The 20310-nt window shown below is 73.1% G+C and carries 20 protein-coding genes and 2 pseudogenes; 11 read left to right on the top strand and 11 right to left on the bottom strand.

Annotated features, from left to right (window positions below):
* Nucleotides 1–18: 18 nt before the first annotated feature.
* The 5 genes and pseudogenes from AB0N27_RS09215 to AB0N27_RS09235 all read right to left on the bottom strand — a co-directional run.
* A pseudogene (locus AB0N27_RS09215) lies at nt 19–354 on the bottom strand (urease subunit beta); the annotation flags it as partial.
* Between the two features lie 41 nt (nt 355–395).
* Entirely contained in the window at nt 396–698 is a 303-nt protein-coding gene (locus tag AB0N27_RS09220; RefSeq protein ID WP_364365514.1) for an urease subunit gamma, read from the bottom strand.
* A gap of 173 nt (nt 699–871) precedes the next feature.
* Nucleotides 872–2323 (bottom strand): annotated as a pseudogene (locus AB0N27_RS09225) (sugar porter family MFS transporter); the annotation flags it as partial.
* 163 nt (nt 2324–2486) lie between these two features.
* A complete protein-coding gene (locus AB0N27_RS09230) occupies nt 2487–3323 on the bottom strand; it encodes an undecaprenyl-diphosphate phosphatase (RefSeq protein WP_364365517.1) in 837 nt (278 codons plus the stop codon).
* A complete protein-coding gene (locus tag AB0N27_RS09235; protein WP_364365520.1) occupies nt 3320–4372 on the bottom strand; it encodes an LLM class F420-dependent oxidoreductase in 1053 nt (350 codons plus the stop codon). The genes AB0N27_RS09230 and AB0N27_RS09235 overlap by 4 nt, the downstream gene beginning before the upstream one ends.
* A gap of 186 nt (nt 4373–4558) precedes the next feature.
* On the opposite strand from AB0N27_RS09235, the gene AB0N27_RS09240 reads away from it, so the two are divergent.
* Together AB0N27_RS09240 and AB0N27_RS09245 are read left to right on the top strand one after the other, a co-directional pair.
* The gene (locus AB0N27_RS09240) at nt 4559–5530 is read left to right on the top strand and encodes an aldo/keto reductase (RefSeq protein WP_357990096.1); all 972 of its coding nucleotides are present in this window, start codon (nt 4559–4561) and stop codon (nt 5528–5530) included.
* 71 nt (nt 5531–5601) lie between these two features.
* Nucleotides 5602–5793, top strand: a complete 192-nt coding sequence (locus tag AB0N27_RS09245) for a DUF5703 family protein (RefSeq protein ID WP_053655860.1) — start codon at nt 5602–5604, stop codon at nt 5791–5793.
* Nucleotides 5794–5840: 47 nt separating this feature from the next.
* On the opposite strand, the gene AB0N27_RS09250 is transcribed toward AB0N27_RS09245, so the two are convergent.
* Entirely contained in the window at nt 5841–6503 is a 663-nt protein-coding gene (locus tag AB0N27_RS09250; RefSeq protein ID WP_364365528.1) for a hypothetical protein, read from the bottom strand.
* Between the two features lie 58 nt (nt 6504–6561).
* Nucleotides 6562–7869 carry a M20/M25/M40 family metallo-hydrolase gene (locus AB0N27_RS09255; RefSeq protein WP_139587697.1) on the bottom strand — a complete coding sequence of 436 codons (1308 nt, stop codon included), beginning with the start codon at nt 7867–7869 and terminating at the stop codon, nt 6562–6564.
* A gap of 162 nt (nt 7870–8031) precedes the next feature.
* Between AB0N27_RS09255 and AB0N27_RS09260 the strand changes: the two genes are divergently transcribed.
* The 3 genes from AB0N27_RS09260 (at nt 8032) to AB0N27_RS09270 (ending at nt 10006) form a co-directional block, all read left to right on the top strand.
* Nucleotides 8032–8634 carry a hemerythrin domain-containing protein gene (locus AB0N27_RS09260; protein WP_364365532.1) on the top strand — a complete coding sequence of 201 codons (603 nt, stop codon included), beginning with the start codon at nt 8032–8034 and terminating at the stop codon, nt 8632–8634.
* 86 nt (nt 8635–8720) lie between these two features.
* Entirely contained in the window at nt 8721–9692 is a 972-nt protein-coding gene (locus tag AB0N27_RS09265; RefSeq protein ID WP_364365535.1) for a LysR family transcriptional regulator, read from the top strand.
* A 68-nt stretch (nt 9693–9760) separates the two neighbouring features.
* Nucleotides 9761–10006 (top strand): hypothetical protein, encoded by a 246-nt coding sequence (locus tag AB0N27_RS09270; RefSeq protein WP_139587700.1) that lies wholly within the window; start codon nt 9761–9763, stop codon nt 10004–10006.
* A gap of 57 nt (nt 10007–10063) precedes the next feature.
* On the opposite strand, the gene AB0N27_RS09275 is transcribed toward AB0N27_RS09270, so the two are convergent.
* The 3 genes from AB0N27_RS09275 to AB0N27_RS09285 are packed head-to-tail and all read right to left on the bottom strand — an operon-like array spanning nt 10064 to nt 13175.
* The gene (locus AB0N27_RS09275) at nt 10064–10414 is read right to left on the bottom strand and encodes a DUF3140 domain-containing protein (RefSeq protein WP_139587701.1); all 351 of its coding nucleotides are present in this window, start codon (nt 10412–10414) and stop codon (nt 10064–10066) included.
* Nucleotides 10414–10623, bottom strand: a complete 210-nt coding sequence (locus tag AB0N27_RS09280) for a hypothetical protein (RefSeq protein ID WP_364365539.1) — start codon at nt 10621–10623, stop codon at nt 10414–10416. The genes AB0N27_RS09275 and AB0N27_RS09280 overlap by 1 nt, the downstream gene beginning before the upstream one ends.
* Nucleotides 10620–13175 carry an ATP-dependent Clp protease ATP-binding subunit gene (locus AB0N27_RS09285; protein ID WP_364365542.1) on the bottom strand — a complete coding sequence of 852 codons (2556 nt, stop codon included), beginning with the start codon at nt 13173–13175 and terminating at the stop codon, nt 10620–10622. The genes AB0N27_RS09280 and AB0N27_RS09285 overlap by 4 nt, the downstream gene beginning before the upstream one ends.
* 139 nt (nt 13176–13314) lie before the next feature.
* Between AB0N27_RS09285 and AB0N27_RS09290 the strand changes: the two genes are divergently transcribed.
* The 6 genes from AB0N27_RS09290 (at nt 13315) to AB0N27_RS09315 (ending at nt 19087) form a co-directional block, all read left to right on the top strand.
* Nucleotides 13315–13695: a hypothetical protein gene (locus AB0N27_RS09290; RefSeq protein ID WP_364365545.1), complete on the top strand. Its 381-nt coding sequence runs from the start codon at nt 13315–13317 to the stop codon at nt 13693–13695.
* A gap of 152 nt (nt 13696–13847) precedes the next feature.
* A complete protein-coding gene (locus AB0N27_RS09295) occupies nt 13848–14108 on the top strand; it encodes a hypothetical protein (protein WP_364365548.1) in 261 nt (86 codons plus the stop codon).
* A 6-nt stretch (nt 14109–14114) separates the two neighbouring features.
* A complete protein-coding gene (locus tag AB0N27_RS09300; protein ID WP_364365551.1) occupies nt 14115–15161 on the top strand; it encodes a hypothetical protein in 1047 nt (348 codons plus the stop codon).
* Entirely contained in the window at nt 15154–17829 is a 2676-nt protein-coding gene (locus tag AB0N27_RS09305; RefSeq protein WP_364365554.1) for an FtsK/SpoIIIE domain-containing protein, read from the top strand. Before AB0N27_RS09300 ends, AB0N27_RS09305 begins: the two co-directional genes overlap by 8 nt.
* Nucleotides 17826–18488: a hypothetical protein gene (locus AB0N27_RS09310; protein ID WP_364365557.1), complete on the top strand. Its 663-nt coding sequence runs from the start codon at nt 17826–17828 to the stop codon at nt 18486–18488. The genes AB0N27_RS09305 and AB0N27_RS09310 overlap by 4 nt, the downstream gene beginning before the upstream one ends.
* A gap of 347 nt (nt 18489–18835) precedes the next feature.
* Entirely contained in the window at nt 18836–19087 is a 252-nt protein-coding gene (locus tag AB0N27_RS09315; protein ID WP_364365560.1) for a hypothetical protein, read from the top strand.
* On the opposite strand, the gene AB0N27_RS09320 is transcribed toward AB0N27_RS09315, so the two are convergent.
* Nucleotides 19038–20306: a cupin domain-containing protein gene (locus tag AB0N27_RS09320; protein ID WP_364365564.1), complete on the bottom strand. Its 1269-nt coding sequence runs from the start codon at nt 20304–20306 to the stop codon at nt 19038–19040. The two genes, AB0N27_RS09315 and AB0N27_RS09320, sit on opposite strands and share 50 nt — an antisense overlap.
* Nucleotides 20307–20310: the final 4 nt, after the last annotated feature.

A 20310-nucleotide genomic window follows, 5' to 3' on the forward strand; every position in this document is an offset into this window, starting at 1 on the left:
CGACTGGCTGCCGGTCCACCCCTGCACCAGCCCGTTGAACCCGTACACGCGCTGCAGGCCGCCGAAGGGGACGAGCTGCACCGTCTTCTTGTCGCCCGGCTCGAAACGGATCGACGTCGTCGCGGGGATGTTCAGCCGCTTACCGAAGGCCGCCTCGCGATCGAACGCGAGCATGCGGTTGACCTCGAAAAAGTGAAAGTGCGAGCCGACCTGGATCGGTCGGTCGCCGGTGTTCTGGACGACGACCTCCGTCACCGGTCGACCCTCGTTCAACTCCAGCGGCTGGTCACTCAGGATGTAGCCGCCGATGGGTCGCAGATGCTTCGAGTTGGGCCCGGGATGCTGCTTGGTCATGTCTGCTCCGCCTTCCTGGAGACCGCTCTGCGCTGGTGCTCCTACTGGATCGGTGAGTGCACGGTGATCAGTCGGGAGCCGTCGGTGAAGACCGCCTCGACCTGGATCATGGGCAGCATGTCCGGCACGCCAGGCATCACGTCGTCGGCGCTGAGGGTGCTGCGGGCGTCGTTCATGACCTCTTCGACGGTCTTGCCCTCGCGGGCCCCCTCCAGCGCGGCGGCGCAGATCACCGCGACGGCCTCCGGGTGGTTGAGCTTGATCCCCCTGGCCTTGCGGGCGTTGGCGACGATGGCCATCGAGAGGATCGTCAGCTTGTCGAATTCCCGTGGTGTCAGATGCACTGTCCTGGTCCTTCTGCGACGGTCGGTCGGGAGCCACCATCCCGCCGAGCGGATTCGCCACCGGGCGAGCGCTGACGCTCAACCGGAATGAGCTTTTGTCCAACAGATCCGTTTTGGGCGGCTTCGGCCCGACCGTACCCTCGTCCCCTGCGTCGCGGGTCAGAAGCCGAGAATCAGCGGGGCCGGTCGCCGGCCCGGTGCGGACGCCGAGTGTGGGCGTCGGTCTGCCACATCTGCTGGATCTGTTCGAGGGTCTTGCCCCTGGTCTCCGGCAGGTACCTCCAGATGAACAGGAAGCCCAACACACAGGTGCCGGCGAAGAGCGCGAAGACCCCCGACCGCCCCAGGGCGCTGAGCATGGTCAGGAAGAACTGGGTGATCAGGTACTCCGAACCCCAGTGCGTGGCGGACGCGATCGCCACGCACCGGCCCCGGATGCGGCCCGGGAAGATCTCGTTGATGACCGTCCAGGCGGTCGGCCCGATCGACATCGCGTAGAACGCCACGAACATGACCACACCGATCAGCAGGAAGATGCCCGCGTCGGTGGGATGGTGTCCGGTGGCTCCGGCCGCCTGCGCGCCCGGGTCCATCTTCGCGAAGCTGACGCTCACCACCGCGAGCGAGACCGCCATGCCCAGCAGCCCGACCAGCAGCAGCGGGCGGCGCCCCAGCCGGTCCAGGAAGGCGACCGCGACAAGCGTGAAGAGCGAGTCGACAGCGCCGATGGCCCAGGTGGTCGCGGCCAACTGGGCCTGCGGGGTGTGGAATCCGGCGGCCGAGAAGATCTCGTCGGCGTAGTAGATGATCCCGTTGATGCCCGTCAGCTGCTGGAACAGGGCCAGCCCCACACCCAGCGCCAACGGACGCCGCCACTCGTGCGAGAGCACCTCGCGCCACCCCGCCTTGCCGGCCGCGAGACCCTCCTCGACGGCGTGCAGCCGCTGGGACACCTTCTGCCGGGGCACGGTCGCCGCGAGCGACGCCTCCGCCCGGCGCCTGTCCCCCCGCTGCACGTACCAGACCGCCGAGTCGGGGATCACGGTGGTGACCAGGGCGAGGGTCACCCCCAGCAGCACCGCCGCCGCGAGCAGGTAACGCCAGGAGTCGCCCGCCTCGAACAGTTCGTCGGCGAGGTAGCCGATGAAGATCGCGAAGGTGGTGGAGAACTGGTAGAGCGCCAGGAGGCTGCCCCGGATCCGTTCCGGCGCGGCCTCCGCCGCGTACATCGGGCCGGCCACCGAGGCCACACCGATGCCCAGACCCAGGATCAACCGGGCGCCGAACATGACCCCGATCACCGGAGCGGACGCCTGGACGATGGTGCCCACCGCGAACGCCACGGCGGCGACCCACAGCGCTCCCCGGCGGCCGATCCGGTCCGCGAGGTGACCACCGAGCAGCGCGCCCACCAACGCACCGGGGGTCACCCAACTCGCCGCCACCTCGACGGCGAACGTGTTCGCGTCGAAGGTCTGCCTGATGTCGCGCAGCGCCCCGCTGATGACGCCCTGGTCGTAGCCGAAGAACGCGCCGGAGAGCGCGACGATCGCGAGGACCGCGACGAGGTTGCGCCGCGGCGGCCTGCCCCGCCCGCGCTTCGCGCCGCTGGCGGTCACTGTCGCCCCTCTCCCACGCGTCCTGTGCGGGACGTCAACCCCGACAGGGAGAGACTAGGTGCGCTCTGAGGGGGTTTTGACCAGAATGATACGAGGTGGAGGGGACGCCGCAACCACACCGGCCCCCGACCCCGAGGCGGGGGCGGAGGCCGGCGGACGCGCGGGCGGATCAGGTGGCGCTGATCGTGCCCGTCAGCAGCAGGGCGAGGACGAGCGTGCCCAGCGCGACCCGGTACAGGACGAAGACGTACAGGGTGTGGTGGGCGACGTAGCGCAGCAACCACGCGATGGCCGCGTACCCGATGCCGAAGGCGATCACCGTCGCCACGATCATCTGCGCCACCGACGGCGCCGACGTGCCCGGGGCGGACGGCTCGAAGACGTCCCCGAGGCTGAACACGCCGGACATCACCACCGCCGGGATGGCCAGCAGGAACGAGTACCGTGCCGCCGCCTCCCGGGTCAGGTTGAGCAGCAGGCCGGCGGTGAGCGTCCCCCCGGAGCGGGACACCCCGGGGATCAGCGCCATGGCCTGGGCGAAACCCATCACCACGCCGTCCTTCATCCGGAAGTTCTCCAACGTACGGGTCTGCCGCCCCCAGTACTCGGCGAACGCCAGCACGAACGCGAACACGATAAGCGTGGTCGCCACCACCCACAGGTTGCGCCCGGCCGTCTTGATCTGGTCCTTGAACACGAAACCGAACAGCCCGATCGGGATCGAGCCGACGATCACGTACCAGCCCATCCGGTAGTCGAGGCTGGAACGGACCGACGCGTCCCGGATACCGACCAGCCAGGTCCGGGTGATCCGCCAGATGTCCTTGGCGAAGTAGATCAGCACGGCGGCCTCGGTGCCGAGCTGGGTGACCGCGGTGAACGACGCCCCGGCGTCCCGGTCGAAGAAGATCGCCGAGGTGATCCGCAGATGCCCCGACGAGCTGACCGGAAGGAACTCGGTAAGTCCCTGGACGATGCCCAGGACGATGGCCTCGACCCAGGTCACTCGCCGACTCCCGAGAGGTCGAGAGCCTCGGCCACGGTCCGCAGGGTCTGCACACCGCTGTCCCGGTCGGCCACGAACAGGGACACCGACAGCGTGGTGACGCCTGCCGCGGCGTACTCCCGCATCCGCTCGGCGACGCGCTCCTTCGGGCCGAGTAGCGAGGTCCGGTCGATGAACTCCATGGGTACGGCCGCCGCGGCGTCGCGCTGGCGCTTGGCCAGGTACAGGTCCTGCACCTCGCGGGCGGCGTCGCCGTAGCCCATCCGGGTGGCGAGCTGGTTGTAGAAGTTCTGCTGCCGGCTACCCATCCCACCCACGTAGAGGGCGGCGTACCAGCGGACCAGCTCGGCGCAGGACGCCACGTCGTCGCCGATCACCACGGGCACCGACGGCACCACGTCGAAACCGGCAAGCTCCTTGCCGACCTTCGCGCGCCCGGCGGCGACCGAGGCGAGCTGCTCGTCGGCGAACTCCGGGGAGTAGAACACGGCGAGCCAGCCGTCGGCGATCTCGCCGGCCAGCTCCAGGTTCTTCGGGCCCACCGCGGCCAGGTAGATCGGGATGTGCTCGCGGGGCGGGTGGAAGCCCAGGCGCAGCGCCTTGCCCGGGCCGTCCGGCAGCGGCAACGTGTAGTGCTCGCCGTCGTACGCCACCTCCTTGCGGGCGATGGCGAGCTTCACGATGTCCACGAACTCGCGGGTGCGCCCCAGCGGCTTGGCGAAACGCACCCCGTGCCAGCCCTCGGAGACCTGCGGGCCGGAGACCCCCAGGCCGAGCCGGAACCGTCCGCCGGAGAGCGCGTCGATGGTGGCCGCTGTCATCGCCGTGGCCGCCGGCGTACGGGCGGGGATCTGCATCACCGCCGCGCCGACGTCGATCCGTTCGGTCTGGCCGGCCATCCAGGCGAGCATGCTCGGCGAGTCGGAGCCGTAGGCCTCCGCCGCCCACACCACCGAATAGCCGAGCCGGTCCGCCTCCTGGGCCAGCGCCAGGTGGTCGGCCGGCGTGCTCCACGCCGTCTGGTATCCGAGGCTGAGCCCTAGTCGCACTGGTCCTCCCCCATCCGTGGCACAGGTCGCACCAGGTTACGCAATGCCGGTAACGGACCCGATCACCGGCTCGACACCTTTGGTCCCCCCTCCATCAGGGCAGCCCAGGACGGCGGAACCGGCAGAACCGGCAGAGATACGGGAGCGAGGATATCGGTGGCGGCAGGTTCGAAATAAGGTTCACCCATGCAACAGCGACCGCTCGGCCGAAGCGGGCTGGCGGTTTCCCGGCTCGCGCTCGGCACCATGACCTGGGGTCGGGACACCGACGCCGACGACGCGGCCGCCCAGCTGAAGAGTTACCTGGACGCGGGCGGCAACCTGATCGACACCGCCGACGTGTACGGCGACGGTGACGCCGAGTCGGTGATCGGCTCCCTGCTGGGCTCCCTCGTGCCCCGCGACGAGCTGTTGATCGCCACCAAGGCCGGGTTGCGCCCGGGCAGCGGCCGGCGCCGGGACGGCTCCCGCGGGCACCTGCTGCGGACCCTGGACGCGTCGCTGCGCCGGCTCGGCACCGACCACGTCGACCTGTTCCAGGTGCACGGGTACGACCCGGACACCCCGCTGGAGGAGACCCTGGCCGCCCTGGACCACGCGGTGGCCAGCGGCAAGGTCCGCTACGTAGGCGTGTCGAACTTCTCCGGCTGGCAGACCGCGCGGGCCGCCGCCTGGCAGACCGCCTGGCCCGGCCGGGCGCCCGTGGTGGCCGCCCAGGTGGAGTACTCGCTGCTGGAGCGGGGCGTCGAGCGGGAGGTGCTGCCCGCGTGCGACGCGCTCGGCCTCGGCGTGCTGCCCTGGTCGCCTCTGGGCCGGGGGGTGCTCACCGGCAAGTACCGGCACGGCCGGCCCGCGGACTCGCGGGCCGCCTCGCCGCACTTCGAGCGGTTCGTGGCGACGTACCTGGAGCCGCGCTGCTCCAGCATCGTCGAGGCGGTGGCGACAGCGGCCGGCGGGCTCGGCGTGTCGCCGCTGGAGGTGGCGCTGGCGTGGATCCGGGACCGGCCCGGCGTGACCGCGCCGATCCTCGGCGCCCGGACGGTGGGGCAGCTGCTCGGCGCGCTCCAGGTGGAACGGATCACCCTGCCCGAGGAGATCATCACCGCGTTGGACGACGTCTCCGCCGTCCCGGTGGGCTACCCGGAGCGCGACAGCTGACCCGCCGGTAGCGGCATCGGTCACCCCGCAAGGGGTGGCGAACGGCCGCTGGGCTGGGCAGCATGGGTGGCATGGACTACGAGTACGCGCCGCTGCGGCTGCCGCCGAACGTCGACCGGTTGACCGCCGCGGCGCAGTTGGCGATCCAGGCGGAGTTCTCCGGATGGGAGTTGGCCCGGGTACGGCTGTTCCGCGACGGCACGCGCCAGGTGGTGCTGCGCCGTCGACGGGTCAACCAGCCGCAGCCGGGCCTGTCGTACTGAGGGGGCCGGCCGCCCGGGGCTCGCGTGAGCCCCGGGCGACGCACGGCCTAGTGCTGGTGCCCGGCGTGGTCGTGGTCGTCGTCGAGCTCCAGGAACGGGTGCTCGTCGAGCCGCCCGACCAGCCGGTCGTCGGCCGCGGGCTGGAACGGGCCGACCGCGTCGTCGTCGTCGAACGACTCCAGGTCGACGGGGGTGCCCACCTCGCTGACCATGACCACCCCGTCGAGGGGCTCCAACTCGGGGACGTCAAGCGCGCCGAGTGAGCCGTCGCCGCTCTGCAGCAACTCCAGCACCGCCTCGCCGACACCCTCCACCGGCGCCGGCTCGTCGTCCTCCGGGGTGCCCTCACGGCGGGCCGCCTCGGCCACCCGCAGCAGCGCCGAGACGCTCGGCACCCGGTAGTCGCGGCGCTGGCGTACCGAGATGACACGCGGGTGCGGGTCGCTGGCCTCGGACCCCTCGGGGCCGCCGAAACGCTCGTCGGCCTCGTCCGGGTCGATCGAGTCGACGTCCCACGGCGTCACCTCGCCGAAGGCGTCGAGCAGACGCTCGTCGTACGCGAAGGAGGCGTTGTTCAACGCCACGTACGCCTGCCAGACGTCGTCGTCGTCGACGCGGCCCTGCGCGGCACGTACGGCGGCCAGGTGGTGACGGGCCGCTTCGATCACCCGCTCGAGAGCGGCGTCCAGCTCACCGTGCTGGTCGGTCATGTGGGGCAGTCCCTTCACGATGGGGAGGTAACGCGCCGGGTGCAGCTACCGGACACGGCTAGCAGGTGCGGAGGAACCGGTCGAGAACCCGCACGCCGAACTGTAGTCCGTCGACCGGAACGCGCTCGTCGATGCCATGGAACAACGCGGAGAAGTTCAGGTCGGCGGGCAGCCGCAGCGGGGCGAAACCGAAGCAGCGGATGCCGAGCTGCGAGAACGCCTTGGCGTCGGTGCCGCCGGAGAGCATGTACGGAACCGGACGCGCGCCCGGGTCCTCGGCGCGCAGCGCCGCCGACATGGCCTCGACAAGGTCGCCGTCGAAGGTGGTCTCCAGGGCCGGCTGCCGCTGGACGTACTCGATGGCGATGTCCGGGCCGACCAGCTCGCGCAGCTGCCGTTCCAGCAGCTCGGACTGGCCGGGCAGGCTGCGGCAGTCGATGGTGGCGGTGGCCCGGCCGGGGATGACGTTGTCCTTGTAGCCGGCGCTGAGCCGGGTCGGGTTGGCCGTGTTGCGGATGGTCGCGCCGATGATGTTGGCGATCGGGCCGAGCTTGGCGATCGCCGTCTCCGGGTCGTTCGGGTCCAGCTCGATGCCGAGCAGGTCGGACACCTCCTCCAGGAACGCCCGCACGGTGTCGGTGACCACCACCGGGAAGCGGTGCCTGCCGATCCGGGCGACCGCCTCGGCCAGGGCGGTCACGGCGTTGTCGTCGTGCACCATCGAGCCGTGCCCGGGGCGGCCCTTGGCGTGCAGCCGCAGCCAGTCGATGCCCTTCTCGGCGGTCTCGATGAGGTAGAGCCGCTGGCTGTCGTTGACCGAGTAGGAGAAGCCGCCGACCTCCCCGATCGCCTCCGTGCAGCCGTCGAAGAGGTCACGGTGGTTCTCCACCAGGAACCGCGCCCCGTAGTCGCTGCCCGCCTCCTCGTCGGCGGTGTACGCGAGCACGATGTCGCGCGGGGGCCGCACGCCGGTGCGCTGCCAGTGCCGCACCACGGCGAGCACCATGGCGTCGAAGTCCTTCATGTCGATGGCGCCCCGACCCCACAGGTAGCCGTCGCGCACCTCGCCGGAGAAGGGGTGCACGGACCACTCGTCGGCGTCGGCCGGCACCACGTCCAGGTGGCCGTGCACCAGCAGCGCGCCCCGGCTCGGGTCGGCGCCGGGGATGCGGGCCACGACGTTCGCCCGGCCCGGGGCGGACTCGTGCAGGACGGATTCGACTCCCACCTCGGCGAGCTTCTCCGCCACGTACTCGGCGGCGCGGCGCTCGCCGACGCTGGTGTCGTTGTCCCCCGTGTTGGTGGTGTCGATACGCAGCAGGTCGCGGCAGAGGTCCACGACCTCCGCTGTGGGTTCGCTCGTCATCGCCTCTTCATACCAGCCCGAGCCGCCCGACGGGCCGGCGCACCGACGGCGCGGGTGGGACGCATCGACGGGTCCGGTTTCGCCGCGAGCGTGTCCGGGTATCGCCGCGGTCGACCGTACGTCCCCTGCCGGAGCTTCCGCCCGCCAGTCGAGGAGGGCACCATGTCCGCCGTTCCCCTGCCGCCGCTGCCGCCCGCGCCCGACGAGGGCTACCGTCCCGGTGGCCGCAGCATCGCCGACATCGTGGACCGGGAGCACCAGCAGCTGCTGGCGCTGCTGGACCAGCTGACCGGCCCGGACAGCACGCCGCAGGAGGGCCTGGCTGTGCTCACCGCCGCTCTGTCGCGGCACCTGTCGGCGGAGGAGCAGTACCTGCTGCCGGCGGCGCGGGCCGCGCTGCCGAACGCGGACGAGCGGGTGGACGCCGAGATCAACGCTGACGCGGCGCTGCTGGGCGTCCTCAAGGGGCTGTCGGACGAGACGGTGACCGAGGTCGCCGTGCGGGTGCGCCGGCACGTCCAGGGGGTGGGCGCGCTGGTCGCCGAGCTGCGCGAGGTGGCCACCGCCGAGGAGCTGATCAGGCTGGGCAACCGGCTGGAGATCGCCGAGGAGGCGGCGCCGACCCGGCCGCACCCGGGCACCCCGGCGACCCCGCCGTGGAACCGGATCGTCGAGCCGGCGGTGGGTGTGGTGGACAAGGTGCGCGACGCGGTGACCCGGCGGCCGACGTACCTGGCGGACCTGCCGGAGCCGCCGCGCGGGTGACCGGCGGCGACACCCGCCCGTGCATTCAATCTCACCGATACCTTCGGGCTCTTCCGCCGGCTGCGGCGTAGTCCTACCGTCACGGTATGAACCTGGAGTTGCGTCACCTGCGGGTGGTCTGCGCGATCGCGGAGACGGGGAGCGTGACCAAGGCGGCGTCGGCGCTCGGCCTGGCTCAGCCGGCGCTCACCGCCCAGCTTCAGCGGATCGAACGGACACTCGGTGGTCCGCTGTTCGACAGGGACCGGCGCGGCGCGCGTCCCACCGCGCTCGGTGAGCTGGTGCTGGCCCGCGCCCGGGTGCTGCTGCCGGCCATGAAGGGGTTGCAGGACGAGGCGGCCCGCCTGGCCGGGTCCGGCGACGCGCCGCCGTGCTACCGGTTCGGCGGGGTGAACAGCCCGATCCTGGGCCGGCTGGTGCACCGGCTGGCCGCCGAGCATCCACCCGCCCAGATCACCACGTACGCCTCGTGGTCCGTGGACGAGTTGGCGCAGCTGGTGGCGGGCGGCCGGCTGGACTTCGCGCTGGCGGGGGTGTGCGGCGACGCCAGCCCGTCGGCCGGGTTCGGGTTGAGCTGGCGGGAGGTGTCCGTCGACCCGGTGCTGGTGCTGCTGCCCGAGACCCACCCCCTGGCGGGCCACGACGAGGTGAGCCTGGGCGACCTGCGTCATGAGCAGTGGGTGGCGGCGCCCGGTGACGGCTGTTTCAGCGACTGCTTCGCCGCCGCCTGCGCCCGCGCCGGCTTCACCCCCCGCAAGGTGTACGAGACCGACATCCGCGGCTGCGTCGACCTGGTGGAGGCGGGCGTGGCGGTGGCGTTGTGCCAGGCCACGTTCCGGCCGGTGGCGGGGCTGGTCACCCGCCGGCTGGCCGGGGTCCCGCTGCGGTGGCGGCTGCTGCTGGGCTGGCACCCGGACTCCCCCGCCGCCCGCAGCGCCCCGCTCGTGTTGCAGATGGCCAAGGCGGCGTACACCGACTCGCTGGCGCCGCATCCGACCTACCTGGACTGGCTGCTGCGCAATCCGGGGTTCGGTGTGCGCCAGCCCAGCGGGGTGTGAGTCCACCCGGGCGGGTGATGATCCGCCGCCGGCGGTGCGAACGGCCGTTGTCGGGGTAACCGACGGGCATGACCGACCTCTACCCGCCCGCCGACGACCGGGAACTGCTGCGCCAGGCGGCCGCCGCGCACACCGCCGCCACCCGCGAGGTGGAGGCGTTCCTGCGCCGTCTGCCGGAGGTGCCCGACCCGGCCGACGTCACCGAGTACGCCAATCTGCTCAGCCGCGAGGACCAGACCCGCGGGGACCGGGACGCCGCGGCCGACGCGGCGGGGCTGACCATCGGCAGCCTGGAGCCCAACCAGGGCCAGTAGCACGACGCCGGCGGTGCCGTCCCGAACCGGGACGGCACCGCCTGCGTGTGGCGCCGTTCAGCGTTCGACGAGCGGGTCGTGGCCCAGGTCGAGCAGGGAGTGCCGCCACGTGTCGTCGGCGTTGCCGCGCGGCGGCTTGGCGTCCATCAGCTCCCGGATCCGCTCGACCGCCTCCCGCATCACCTCGATGTCCTCCGGGGTGAGGTCGACCTTGCGCTTGTTGAGCACCTTGAGGATCTCCCGGCCCGGCTGGGGCAGGTCGAGGGTCGGGTTGGACCCGAACGACTCCTCACCGGACCCCCGGGTCAGCAGCCACGTGCGCAACTGCTCCGACGGAACGTTGACCTCGGCGTGGAAGTCCTCCCAGAGCACTTCCACCTCGGGGTCGAGCCGAGCTTCGCGTACCATCAGGTCTCCTCTCGCGGGCGGCGGTCGGACGTCTCCGGGTCGTCCTGGTCGGTCTTCGGGTGCAGGCCCTCCGGTGGCACCCGCGTGCGGCGGGGGTTCGCGGTGGGCGAGGCCAGGATCGGGTCGGGATGGTCGTCCTCGTCCCGGGCCTGCTCGGAGTCCGCGTCCTCGTGCGGCTCCCCGGGCTCGCCTCGTCGCTCCCCGCTCATCGCGGGTGTGTCGTCGTGGCGGCGGTGTACCCCCGCTCGCCAGCGGTGACGTCGAAGGCGAGCGACCCGTCGCGGGCGTCGACCGTGACCTTCTGTCCGGGCGAGATCGCCGACTCCAGCAGCATCCGGGACAGGTGGTTGTCCACCTCCCGCTGGATCACCCGGCGCAGCGGGCGGGCCCCGAACTCCGGCTGGTAGCCGTGCTCGGCGAGCCAGTCGATGCCGGCGGTGGTGAACTCGACCTGGATGTCCTGGGCGTGCAGCCGGCGGCGGGTCTCCTCCAGCAGCAGAGCGGTGATGTCGCGCAGCTGCTCGGCCTCCAACCGACGGAAGATGATCACCTCGTCGATGCGGTTGAGGAACTCCGGCCGGAAGTTCTCCTGGAGGCGGCGCATGAGCCGTTCACGCAGCTCGTCGTTCTCCTGCTCGCTGCCCGGCGCGCCGGTGCCGAACCCGACGGCCCGCTGGGTGCCGGTGATCAGCTCCGAGCCGAGGTTGCTCGTCATGATCAGTACGGTGTTCTTGAAGTTCACCGTACGGCCCTGACTGTCGGTCAACCGCCCGTCGTCGAGCACCTGGAGCAGGATGTTGAACACGTCCGGGTGGGCCTTCTCGATCTCGTCGAGCAGCACCACCGCGTACGGGCGGCGGCGCACCGCCTCGGTGAGCTGGCCGGCCTCCTCGTAGCCGACGTACCCGGGCGGGGCACCGACGAGCCGACTGACCGTGTGCCGTTCCTGGAACTCGCTCATGTCGACGCGCACCATCCGGTCCGCCTCGCCGAACAGCGCCTCGGCGAGCGCGCGGGCCAGCTCGGTCTTGCCCACGCCGGTCGGGCCGAGGAACAGGAAACTGCCCATCGGGCGCTCCGGGTCGGCCAGCCCGGCGCGGGAGCGGCGGACCGCCTCGGCGACAGCGGTGACCGCGTCGTCCTGGCCGACGACCTTCTCGTGCAGGTGGCCCTCCAGGCGCAGCAGCCTGTCGCGTTCCTCCTCGGTGAGCTGGCTGACCGGGATGCCGGTGGCCCGGGAGACCACCTCGGCGATCTCCTGCGGGCCCACCTCGGGCACCTGGGAGGTCGCGCCGTCGTCGCCGTTGGCGCGGCGCATCTCCTCCTCCAGCTCGGAGATCCGGTCGCGCAGCGCCGAGGCGCGCTCGTACTGCTCGTCGGTGACGGCCTGCTCCTTGTCCCGGCGTACCTCATCGAGTTCCTGTTCCAGCTCCCGCACGTCGGAGGCCGGGGTGCGGGTGCGCAGCCGCACCCGAGCGCCGGCCTGGTCGATGAGGTCGATGGCCTTGTCCGGCAGGAACCGGTCGGTGACGTACCTGTCGGACAGCTCGGCGGCCGCGACGAGCGCCTCGTCGGTGAAGCGCACCTGGTGGTGTGCCTCGTACCTGTCGCGCAGGCCGCGCAGGATGGCGATCGTGTCGTCGACGCCGGGCTCGGGCACCAGCACGGGCTGGAAGCGCCGGGCCAGCGCGGCGTCCTTCTCGATGCTCTTGCGGTACTCGTCGAGGGTCGTGGCGCCGATGACGCGCAGCTCACCGCGGGCCAGTGCCGGTTTGAGCATGTTCGACGCGTCCATCCCGCCCTCGCTGCCGGCGCCACCGGCGCCGACCAGAGTGTGGATCTCGTCCATGAAGATGATCAGCTCGTCCCGGTGCGCCCGGATCTCGTCGATCACCTTCTTCAGCCGCTCCTCGAAGTCGCCCCGGTAACGGGTGCCGGCGACCAGGCCGGCCAGGTCCAGTTGGACGACACGCTTGCCGAGCAGGGTCTGCGGCACGTCCCCGTCGCAGATCCGCTCGGCCAGCCCCTCGACGATTGCGGTCTTGCCGACACCTGCCTCGCCGATCAGCACCGGGTTGTTCTTGGTACGCCGGGACAGGATCTCGACGGCCTGCTCGATCTCGTCGGCCCGCCCGATGACCGGGTCGATCTGGTCGTTGCGGGCCAGGTCGGTGAGGTCCTGCCCGTACTGGTCGAGGGTGGGGGTGCCGCGGTCCGGCTTCGGGCCGTTCATCGGGCCGCGCTCGGCGTTGGCGGCCTGCAACGACTCGGGTTGGATCCGGCCGGCGGCCAGCATCCGGCCGGCTGGCGACTCCGGGTTGAGCGGCAGCGCCATGAGGATGTGCTCGGGGCCTATGTAGTTGGCCCCCATCGCCCGGGACAGCTGGTGGGCGTCGAGAAGCGCCCGCTTGGCCGCCGGGGTCAACGACAGGTTGGGTGGCACCTCGCCGCGCGGCGCGCCGTCGCCCTTGCCGCCGAGCGCGTTGAGCAGCGTGTCCGGATCGGCGCCGGCACGCCGGACCAGGTCCCGCAGGGGTTCGCGTTGCAGCGCCGCCCAGAGCAGGTGGTCGGTGTCCAGGTCGCTGCTGTGCCGTTGCGCCGCCCGGCGGGCCGCGTCGGCAAGCATCTCCCGGGCGTCGGCAGTCATCAGGCGGGTGATGTCGACCCGGTGCGGCGGTCGGCGTCCTCCCTCACCCCGGCCGAAGTACCGGGCCAGGAATTCGTCCCACGGGTCGGAGCCGAGGTCACCGGGTCCCATCATGTCTGTCCTCCGCAGTCGGGCGCGGCACGGTCGGCAGGGGCTACCCGGCGCGGGGCCCGACAAACGCCGCACCGGGCGCGCGGGCGGTTCGGGTGTGGCGGTTCGGCCCGCGCCGCCCCGGTGGTGGCAGGCTGGCGACATGGATGACACCCCGCTGCTGATCGTGGACGGCGCCAACGTGGTGGGCTCACGCCCGAACGGGTGGTGGCGGGACCGCGTCGGGGCCGCCGCGCGGCTGCGCGACTCCCTCGCCCCGGTGGCGACCGTCGGGCTGCCGGCCCGGCTGCCCGCGCCCGTCGAGGTGATCCTGGTGGTCGAGGGCGCCGCGCGGGACGTGCCCGGCACGGACGGCGTACGGGTGGTCTCCGCTCCCGGCTCGGGCGACGACAGCGTGGTCGATCTGGTCGCGAACGCTCCGCGGCGCCGGCGGCTGGTGGTGACCGCCGACCGGGAACTGCGCGAGCGGGTCACGGCCCTGGGCGCCGAGGTGTACGGGCCGCGCTGGCTCCGCGAGAGTTGAGAAGTTCTCGCACTGGGACTCCCACAGAACGGACTCCCGGCGCTTCCGGGGGCCTTCCGGACAGGCGGGCAGGAACACCGACAGGGCGGATGTTCTTTCCGCGACGCCGATAGGCTCTAATGGAGATCTCCCCGCCCCCAGGAGGTTCCGCAGTGGCGAGCGTCGCCGAGCTGAAGGCTGCCATCGATGTCGCCCTCCAACAGATCGGGGACGGGCAGACAGCCGTGCAGGCGGCCGGCGAGAAACTGGCCGAGGCACAGCAGACCCTGGCTGGCGCCCTGGAGGGCAGCGGGCACGAGACAGTCGAGGCGGCCCAGGCCTCGCTGACCCAGGCCAGCCAGGAGCTGGAGGACTGTCTCGGCGCGACACTCGTCGCGGTGGAGCAGGCGCAGCTCTACGTCGCCACCCTGTAGGCCGCCATGTCCATCATCGAGGATGTCGGTGGGCAGGTCCGCGCCGCCAGCGAGGAGTTCCCGCTGGCCCTGCTCGGGCAGGCGCTGGAGAAGTTCGGCCTGGCCGCGGAGCGGCTGCGCTGGGTACGCCAGGAATCGGCGAACCCGATGGGGGTGCCGGAGCTGTCCGCCGCCACCGAGCACGCCGAGAGCGCCGGGTACGCGCTGCAGGTGGCCCAGGAGCAGCTCTCGGCGTACCTGACCGCGATCGGCCTGGCCGGGGACGGCGCTCCCCCGCCCCGGCAGGAGCAGCGCGCTCCCCGACACGACACGCCGCCGGACGCCGGGCCGACCGCCGTGCCGCCGGAGTCCGCCCAGCAGGTCCGGATGCGCCGCTGGTGGTCGGTGCGGGTGGCGGAGCTGACCGGAGGGCGCGAGGGCGAGGGCGCCGACGACGAACCCGACGAGCGGTTGAGCGACCCGCAGGAGCTGCTGCGCCGGGTCGTCGGCGGCGTCCGCGCGAGTGACCGGGACCGGCTGCGTACCGAGCTGCGCCGCGCCCCCGCCGACGTGGGGCTGGGGTTGGCCGCGCTGGCACCGCCGCTGCTACGGGAACTGGCCGGCGAACTGCTGGGGCATCCACCCCGCGCCGCCGACCTCGGCCGGCTGCGCGGCGAGCTGGACGGCCGCGTCCGCGATCTGCTGCCCGGGTTGCCGCCGCCGGTGCTGGAGACGCTGCTGACCCGGGTGTGCCGGATGCCGCCGCCGCGCACCTCGGGAGAGCCACCACACGCCGCCGACTCGGCGGTGACCGCGGGCGTGGCGACCGGGCTGCTGCTCGCCCGACTCGGCCGTGACCTGCCCGCGCACGCCGACCCACGGCCGGGCGGCGCGGGACAGCCAGGCGCCGGGCCGCAGCCGACGGGCACGGGACAGCCGACACGCGTGGGCCAGCGCACCGGCGGCGCGGGTCAGCGGCCGGCGGGCAACGCCGCCCAGCGTTCCGGTGGGCTGCCGCCGCGAACGGGCAGCCCGTGGCGGGACGCGCCCACCCGCCGGGGTTCCGATGGCTGACCGCCGCGGCCAACTGGCCACCCGGATCCGGGAGACCCTCGGTGAGGCGCTGGGCGCGACGCGTACCCGGTTGTCGGCCGCCCAGGCCGACCTGACCGCCGGTCGCGAGCGGCTGACCCGGGTCCGGCGGGCGGCCGCCGCCGTACCGCAGCGGGTGGGCGCCCAACGCGACCGCCGGCTCGCCGAGATCGACGCCCGGCACTCCGCCCGCATCGCGCAGCTCGCCCGGCACGCCGCCGACGCCGCCCTGCGGGAGGCGCCCGGCTGCGCCGGCGCCGACTGGCCGGGGTGGACACCCACCCCCACCCGCCGCGCCGAGCCGCCGGGTGCGCTGCGGATCGGCACTGTCCACATCGACGACGTCGATCCGGTGCCGGCGCTGGTGCCGCTGCTCGACGCCGGGCACGTCCACCTCTCCGGTGACGACCGCGCCGGCTGCGACGCCGTGGTGTCCGCGCTGCTGCTGCGCGCCGCCGGCCGCGCCGACCCCGGGGCGGTCCGACTGATCGGGTACGACCCGGAGCACCTCGGCGGCGGCCTGGCCGGGTTCGCCCCGCTGGGCACGGCCGGGCTGCTCACCTTCGTCGGCCCGGGTGGCCTCGGCGGGCTGCTCGACGACCTGGTCGAGCAGATCCGCCGGATCAACGAGACGGTGCTGGCCGGCGAACACGGCTCGCTGCGGGAACTGGCCTCGGCGACCGGCCGCCGCCCCGAACCGTGGCGGGTGGCGGTGCTGCTCGGCGGCGACGAGCTGAGCCGGCACGAACGCGGCCAGCTCGAACGCGTGGTACGGGCCGGCGCGGCCTGCGGGGTGCACCTGGTGGTGCGGGGCATCCCGCTGCCCGACGACCCGACGGTGACCCGGGTGGTGGCCGGGGCGTCCGGCGCCCTGATCGGCGGGCCGTCCGGGCTGCCGGTCCGACTGGACCCACCGCCGCCCGCGACGCTTGTCACCGAGACCTGCCGGGAGATCGCGGCCCAGGTGAACGCCGGCCCACCGCCGACGCCGTTCACCGACCTGCTCCCGCCGCCGGAGCAGATGTGGCGGGAGGACTCGGCCAGCGGGTTGACCGCCCCGATCGGCGAGGGGCCGCAGGGCCGCCCGGTCCGCCTGACGCTTGGCGACTACCCGCCGCACGCGCTGATCGGCGGCCCGTCCGGCACCGGCAAGACCAACCTGATCTTCGCCTGGATCGGCGCGCTGGCCGCCCGCTACTCCCCCTCCGAGCTGGAGTTCTACCTGCTCGACTTCAAGGAGGGGGTGTCGTTCGCCCGGTTCGCGCAGGGCCGGCGCGACCCGAGCTGGCTGCCGCACATGCGCCTGGTCGGTATCAACGTCAACACCGACCGGGAGTTCGGGTTGGCGCTGCTGCGGTTCCTCACCGAGGAGCTGCGTCGCCGCGCCGACGCGGCGAAGAAGCACGAGGTGACCAAGCTGGCCGAGCTGCGCGCGGTCGATCCCACCGGGCACTGGCCCCGGATCGTCGCCGTGGTCGACGAGTTCCAGATGCTGCTGGCCGGCCGGGACGTCGTCGCCCGGGAGGCGGCCGACCTGCTGGAGGACCTGGCGCGGCGGGGCCGCTCGCAGGGCATCCACCTGGTGCTCGCCTCGCAGGACGTGCGGGGCATCGAGGCGCTGTGGGGCCGTCCGGCGCTTGTCGCCCAGTTCACGTTGCGCATCGCGCTGCCCAAGGCACTGCGGATCCTCGCCGAACGCAACGACGCCGCGCAGTCGCTGCCCCGCTGGCATGCGGTGGTCAACGCCGAGTCGGGCATGGTGGAGGGCAACGAGGTCGCCCGGATCCCGTCGGCAAGCGACTGGGAGACGTGGAGCCAACTCCAGCACCGGCTGTGGCGGATGCGTCCGGCCGACGCGGCGCCGGCGCGGCTCTTCGACGGCGACGCGATCCCCCGGCTGGCCGAGGCCCCGGACTACCGCGCGCTCGAAGCCCCGGCGGACGGCAGCGCCCCGCGCAGCCCGGTGGCCCTGCTCGGCGAGATCATCGACGTGCAGTCCCGCTCGGCGGCGCTGCGGCTTCCCCGCGCCCCCGGACGCAACCTCGCGGTGCTGGGTACCAGGGTCGACGAGGCGTGCGCCGTGCTGGACGCGGCGGCCCGCTCCCTGGCCCGCCAACACCCGAGCGGCACCGCGCGCTTCTCCATCGCCTGCCTCGACGCGGACGCCGACCCGATCGCCCGGGCCCTCTACGAGGACCTGGCCGACGACGCCAACTGGTACGACGAGGAGACAGTCGGCGAGCTGATGGCCGAGACGGCCGACGGTCTCGGCGGCGCGGGCAGCCCGCACTACCTGCTGCTGTTCGCCGTCGACGCGGCGGCCGGCACCCTCGCCGCGCCGGCCGGTCAGCGTACCGGCCTGGAACAGCTGCGCCGGATCCTGCACGACGGGCCGGAACGCCGCACCCACGTGCTGGCCTGGTGGCGGGGAGTGGCCCGGATGCGTGCCGACCTGGGCGGCCCGGCCGCCCGCACCGACCAGATCGGCGCCTGGGTGGCACTCGACGCGCACGGCGGCGAGCTGGGCGCGTCGCTCTACCCGGGCACCGGCGGCCCGGACTGGTATCCCCGGCCGTGGCGGGGGCTCTTCTTCGACCGGGCGGTGCACCGCACCGGACAGGTGATCATCCCGTATGGACCGTCGCGATGAACCAGCCGGTGACCAGTGAGACCTACGCGGCCCAGCTACGGCGACTGGCCGAGCTGACCGCCCGGGTCCGCGAGCAGCGCGCCGAGGCGCACACCTGGTACGAGCGGCAGTGCGCGGCCGCCGACCAGGCCGTCGCCGACGCCACCGACGAGGTACGCGCCGCCGAGCAGGAACTGGTCGCGGCACGCGAGCAGCAGGAGCGCGTCGACGCGGAGGTCGCGCACCTGTGGCAGCAGGTACGCGCCCGACTGGGCGCGCGTCGCCTCGGCGGCCCGCCCGCGCCCAGCAACGGCACCGGGGCGACCGACCCGGTGCTGCTTCTCACCCGTGCCCGGGACCTGCTCGACCGGGCCGGCCAGCCCGGCGAGCTGCCCGGTTCGGTGAACCCGCTGCTCGCGCTCTGCGGCGTGGCGGGCGCGGTGCTGGCGTACGCCCTGGGCACCGGCGCCCGGGCGCTCGGCGTCGGGTACGGGGGCGACCTGGCCGTCGGGATGCCGGTGCTGGCGCTTGTGGTGACCCTGCTCGGGCCACTGATCGGCCTGGTGCCGGCACGGGTGCTCGCCGACCGCCGGCACGCGATGCTCGGGCCACGCCCGATCACCGTGGTGCTCGGCGCGGGCGTGGTGGCCACCGCGCTGCTGCTGATCCTCGGAAGCTGACCCGGTGTCGGGTGTCGAATAGCCGACGGCCGGCGCGACCAATCCACTCCCGATCTCCGCTACGGTACGCGAAATGGTCAGCTTCTATCTGAGCTACCGCGCGGACGACGAGGAGTTCGTCGCCACCCTGATCGACCATGCGCTGACTCACCGGTTCGGCGTCGACAGCGTCTTTCGCGACGCCCGCTCCCTTCCGATCGGCACCAACTTCGACCCCGAGATCAAACGCCACCTGGAGGAAGCGACGGCACGCCCACCAGAGGACCCACACCATCGACATCACGCTCGTCGCCGAGGATCTCCACGAGCGGCACGAGCTGCGTCACAGCGCGGTCGAGGCGACCCTTGTGGACGCCATCACCACGATCCGCGCGGTGGTCGCCGCCGGTGCCGGGGGCGACGACCCGCTGGTCCTCAAGGCCGGCGCGGTGGAACTCGTCTTCGGCGTCACCGACCAGGGCGCGATCTCGTTCGGGGCACAGGGCGAGCTGACCGACGAGGTCACCAACACCCTCCGGATCGAGCTGATCGCGGCCCCGGTCGGCCAGCTCACGCCGGGACCAGGACGGCCTCGCGTAGCAGGCGGCGGGCCAGGGTGAGCCGGTCGGCGTCGTCGGGCAGGCCGGGCAGGTCACCGACGCGGGTGACAGTGCCGGTGAGCACGGCACGGACCGCCGGCTCGCAGGAGGCGGGCAGGGTGATGGTGCGGTCGAACAGCCGCAACGCCACCGTGTCCGTTCCGTGCGGCACGACCTGCCAGCGCAGGCCCGGGCGTGGGGTGAGCCGGGAGTCCGCGTCCAGCGCGGCAAGCGCGCCAGCCTGGGCGAGCGGTCGGATCGGCGCCGGTCGGGCGGCCGGCCAGGCACGCTGACGCAGTCGGGCGGCGACGGCGGCCGGGTCGGCGCGCAGCAGCCAGTCCCGCAGGGCCTCCACCGTCTCGGTCAGCTCCGGCTCGATGGCGTCGGGGTCGGCGACGTCGGTGCCGAACGGCAGGCTCGCGCGCAGCCGCTGGTCCTCCGCGGCCAGGGCGAGCAGCTCCTCGACCAGCGCGTACCTGGTGAGGGCGCGGATGCCCACGGTCAGGTGCAGCGAGCTGGCGTCCTGCGCCTGCGCGCTGTGCAGCCAGCCACGCGGCAGGTAGAGGGCGTCGCCGGGGGCGAGCACCACGTCCAGCGCGGCGGGGCCCTGCGCGGTGGCCGACACCTCGTCGGCGCGGCCGCCCCACGGCTGTTTCTCCAGCGGGTCGGGCAGCACCGGCGGGTGGATCCGCCAGTGCTTGCGGCCGTCGACCTGGAGCACGAACACGTCGTGGGTGTCGTAGTGGGTGGCGAAGCCCTGGCTGCCCGCCGGCGTCAGGTAGGCGTTGATCTGGAGGGGCTGGTTGAGGGCGAGCCCCAGGTCGCGGGCGAAGTCGACGAGCGGCGGCCAGATCCGGTGCAGCCCCTGCAACACGAGTGTGGCCCCGGCCGCGTACTGCTCCAGGACCCGCTCGTCGAGCACCTGGTCGCCGATCTCGGCGCCGGCACCGCCGCCGCCGGTCCAGCGGGCCGCCGGCACGAGCTGGCCGTCCTTCGCGACCCGCAGGAACGGGGTACGCAGACCGCGCCGGCTGAGCAACTCGTCGGCGTCGGCGGGGCTGAACAGGTCGGTGAAGCCGGCCGGGTCGGGCAGCTCGGCGGCGCGGGACAGCAGCGGAGTGTGTCCCCAGTGCGCCGCGGCGAACTTGGCCGGCTCGACCGACACGCAGCGGGCCAGCGCCTCGGCGGCGGACGAAACCGCCGGGCGGCCGTGGCCGCCCGGCGGGTCGAGATGCGTCATGACG

It is taken from the genome of Micromonospora sp. NPDC093244 (genome assembly GCF_040683695.1).
In the GTDB taxonomy this organism is placed as follows: domain Bacteria; phylum Actinomycetota; class Actinomycetes; order Mycobacteriales; family Micromonosporaceae; genus Micromonospora.

What these genes read in the sequence shown, in the direction of transcription:
- AB0N27_RS09240 (WP_357990096.1), top strand. Translation starts at nt 4,559, where the DNA reads ATGCAACAGCGACCGCTCGGCCGAAGCGGGCTGGCGGTTTCCCGGCTC.
- AB0N27_RS09245 (WP_053655860.1), top strand. Translation starts at nt 5,602, where the DNA reads ATGGACTACGAGTACGCGCCGCTGCGGCTGCCGCCGAACGTCGACCGG.
- AB0N27_RS09250 (WP_364365528.1), bottom strand. Translation starts at nt 6,503, where the DNA reads ATGACCGACCAGCACGGTGAGCTGGACGCCGCTCTCGAGCGGGTGATC.
- AB0N27_RS09255 (WP_139587697.1), bottom strand. Translation starts at nt 7,869, where the DNA reads ATGACGAGCGAACCCACAGCGGAGGTCGTGGACCTCTGCCGCGACCTG.
- AB0N27_RS09260 (WP_364365532.1), top strand. Translation starts at nt 8,032, where the DNA reads ATGTCCGCCGTTCCCCTGCCGCCGCTGCCGCCCGCGCCCGACGAGGGC.
- AB0N27_RS09265 (WP_364365535.1), top strand. Translation starts at nt 8,721, where the DNA reads ATGAACCTGGAGTTGCGTCACCTGCGGGTGGTCTGCGCGATCGCGGAG.
- AB0N27_RS09270 (WP_139587700.1), top strand. Translation starts at nt 9,761, where the DNA reads ATGACCGACCTCTACCCGCCCGCCGACGACCGGGAACTGCTGCGCCAG.
- AB0N27_RS09275 (WP_139587701.1), bottom strand. Translation starts at nt 10,414, where the DNA reads ATGGTACGCGAAGCTCGGCTCGACCCCGAGGTGGAAGTGCTCTGGGAG.
- AB0N27_RS09280 (WP_364365539.1), bottom strand. Translation starts at nt 10,623, where the DNA reads ATGAGCGGGGAGCGACGAGGCGAGCCCGGGGAGCCGCACGAGGACGCG.
- AB0N27_RS09285 (WP_364365542.1), bottom strand. Translation starts at nt 13,175, where the DNA reads ATGATGGGACCCGGTGACCTCGGCTCCGACCCGTGGGACGAATTCCTG.
- AB0N27_RS09290 (WP_364365545.1), top strand. Translation starts at nt 13,315, where the DNA reads ATGGATGACACCCCGCTGCTGATCGTGGACGGCGCCAACGTGGTGGGC.
- AB0N27_RS09300 (WP_364365551.1), top strand. Translation starts at nt 14,115, where the DNA reads ATGTCCATCATCGAGGATGTCGGTGGGCAGGTCCGCGCCGCCAGCGAG.
- AB0N27_RS09305 (WP_364365554.1), top strand. Translation starts at nt 15,154, where the DNA reads ATGGCTGACCGCCGCGGCCAACTGGCCACCCGGATCCGGGAGACCCTC.
- AB0N27_RS09310 (WP_364365557.1), top strand. Translation starts at nt 17,826, where the DNA reads ATGAACCAGCCGGTGACCAGTGAGACCTACGCGGCCCAGCTACGGCGA.
- AB0N27_RS09320 (WP_364365564.1), bottom strand. Translation starts at nt 20,306, where the DNA reads ATGACGCATCTCGACCCGCCGGGCGGCCACGGCCGCCCGGCGGTTTCG.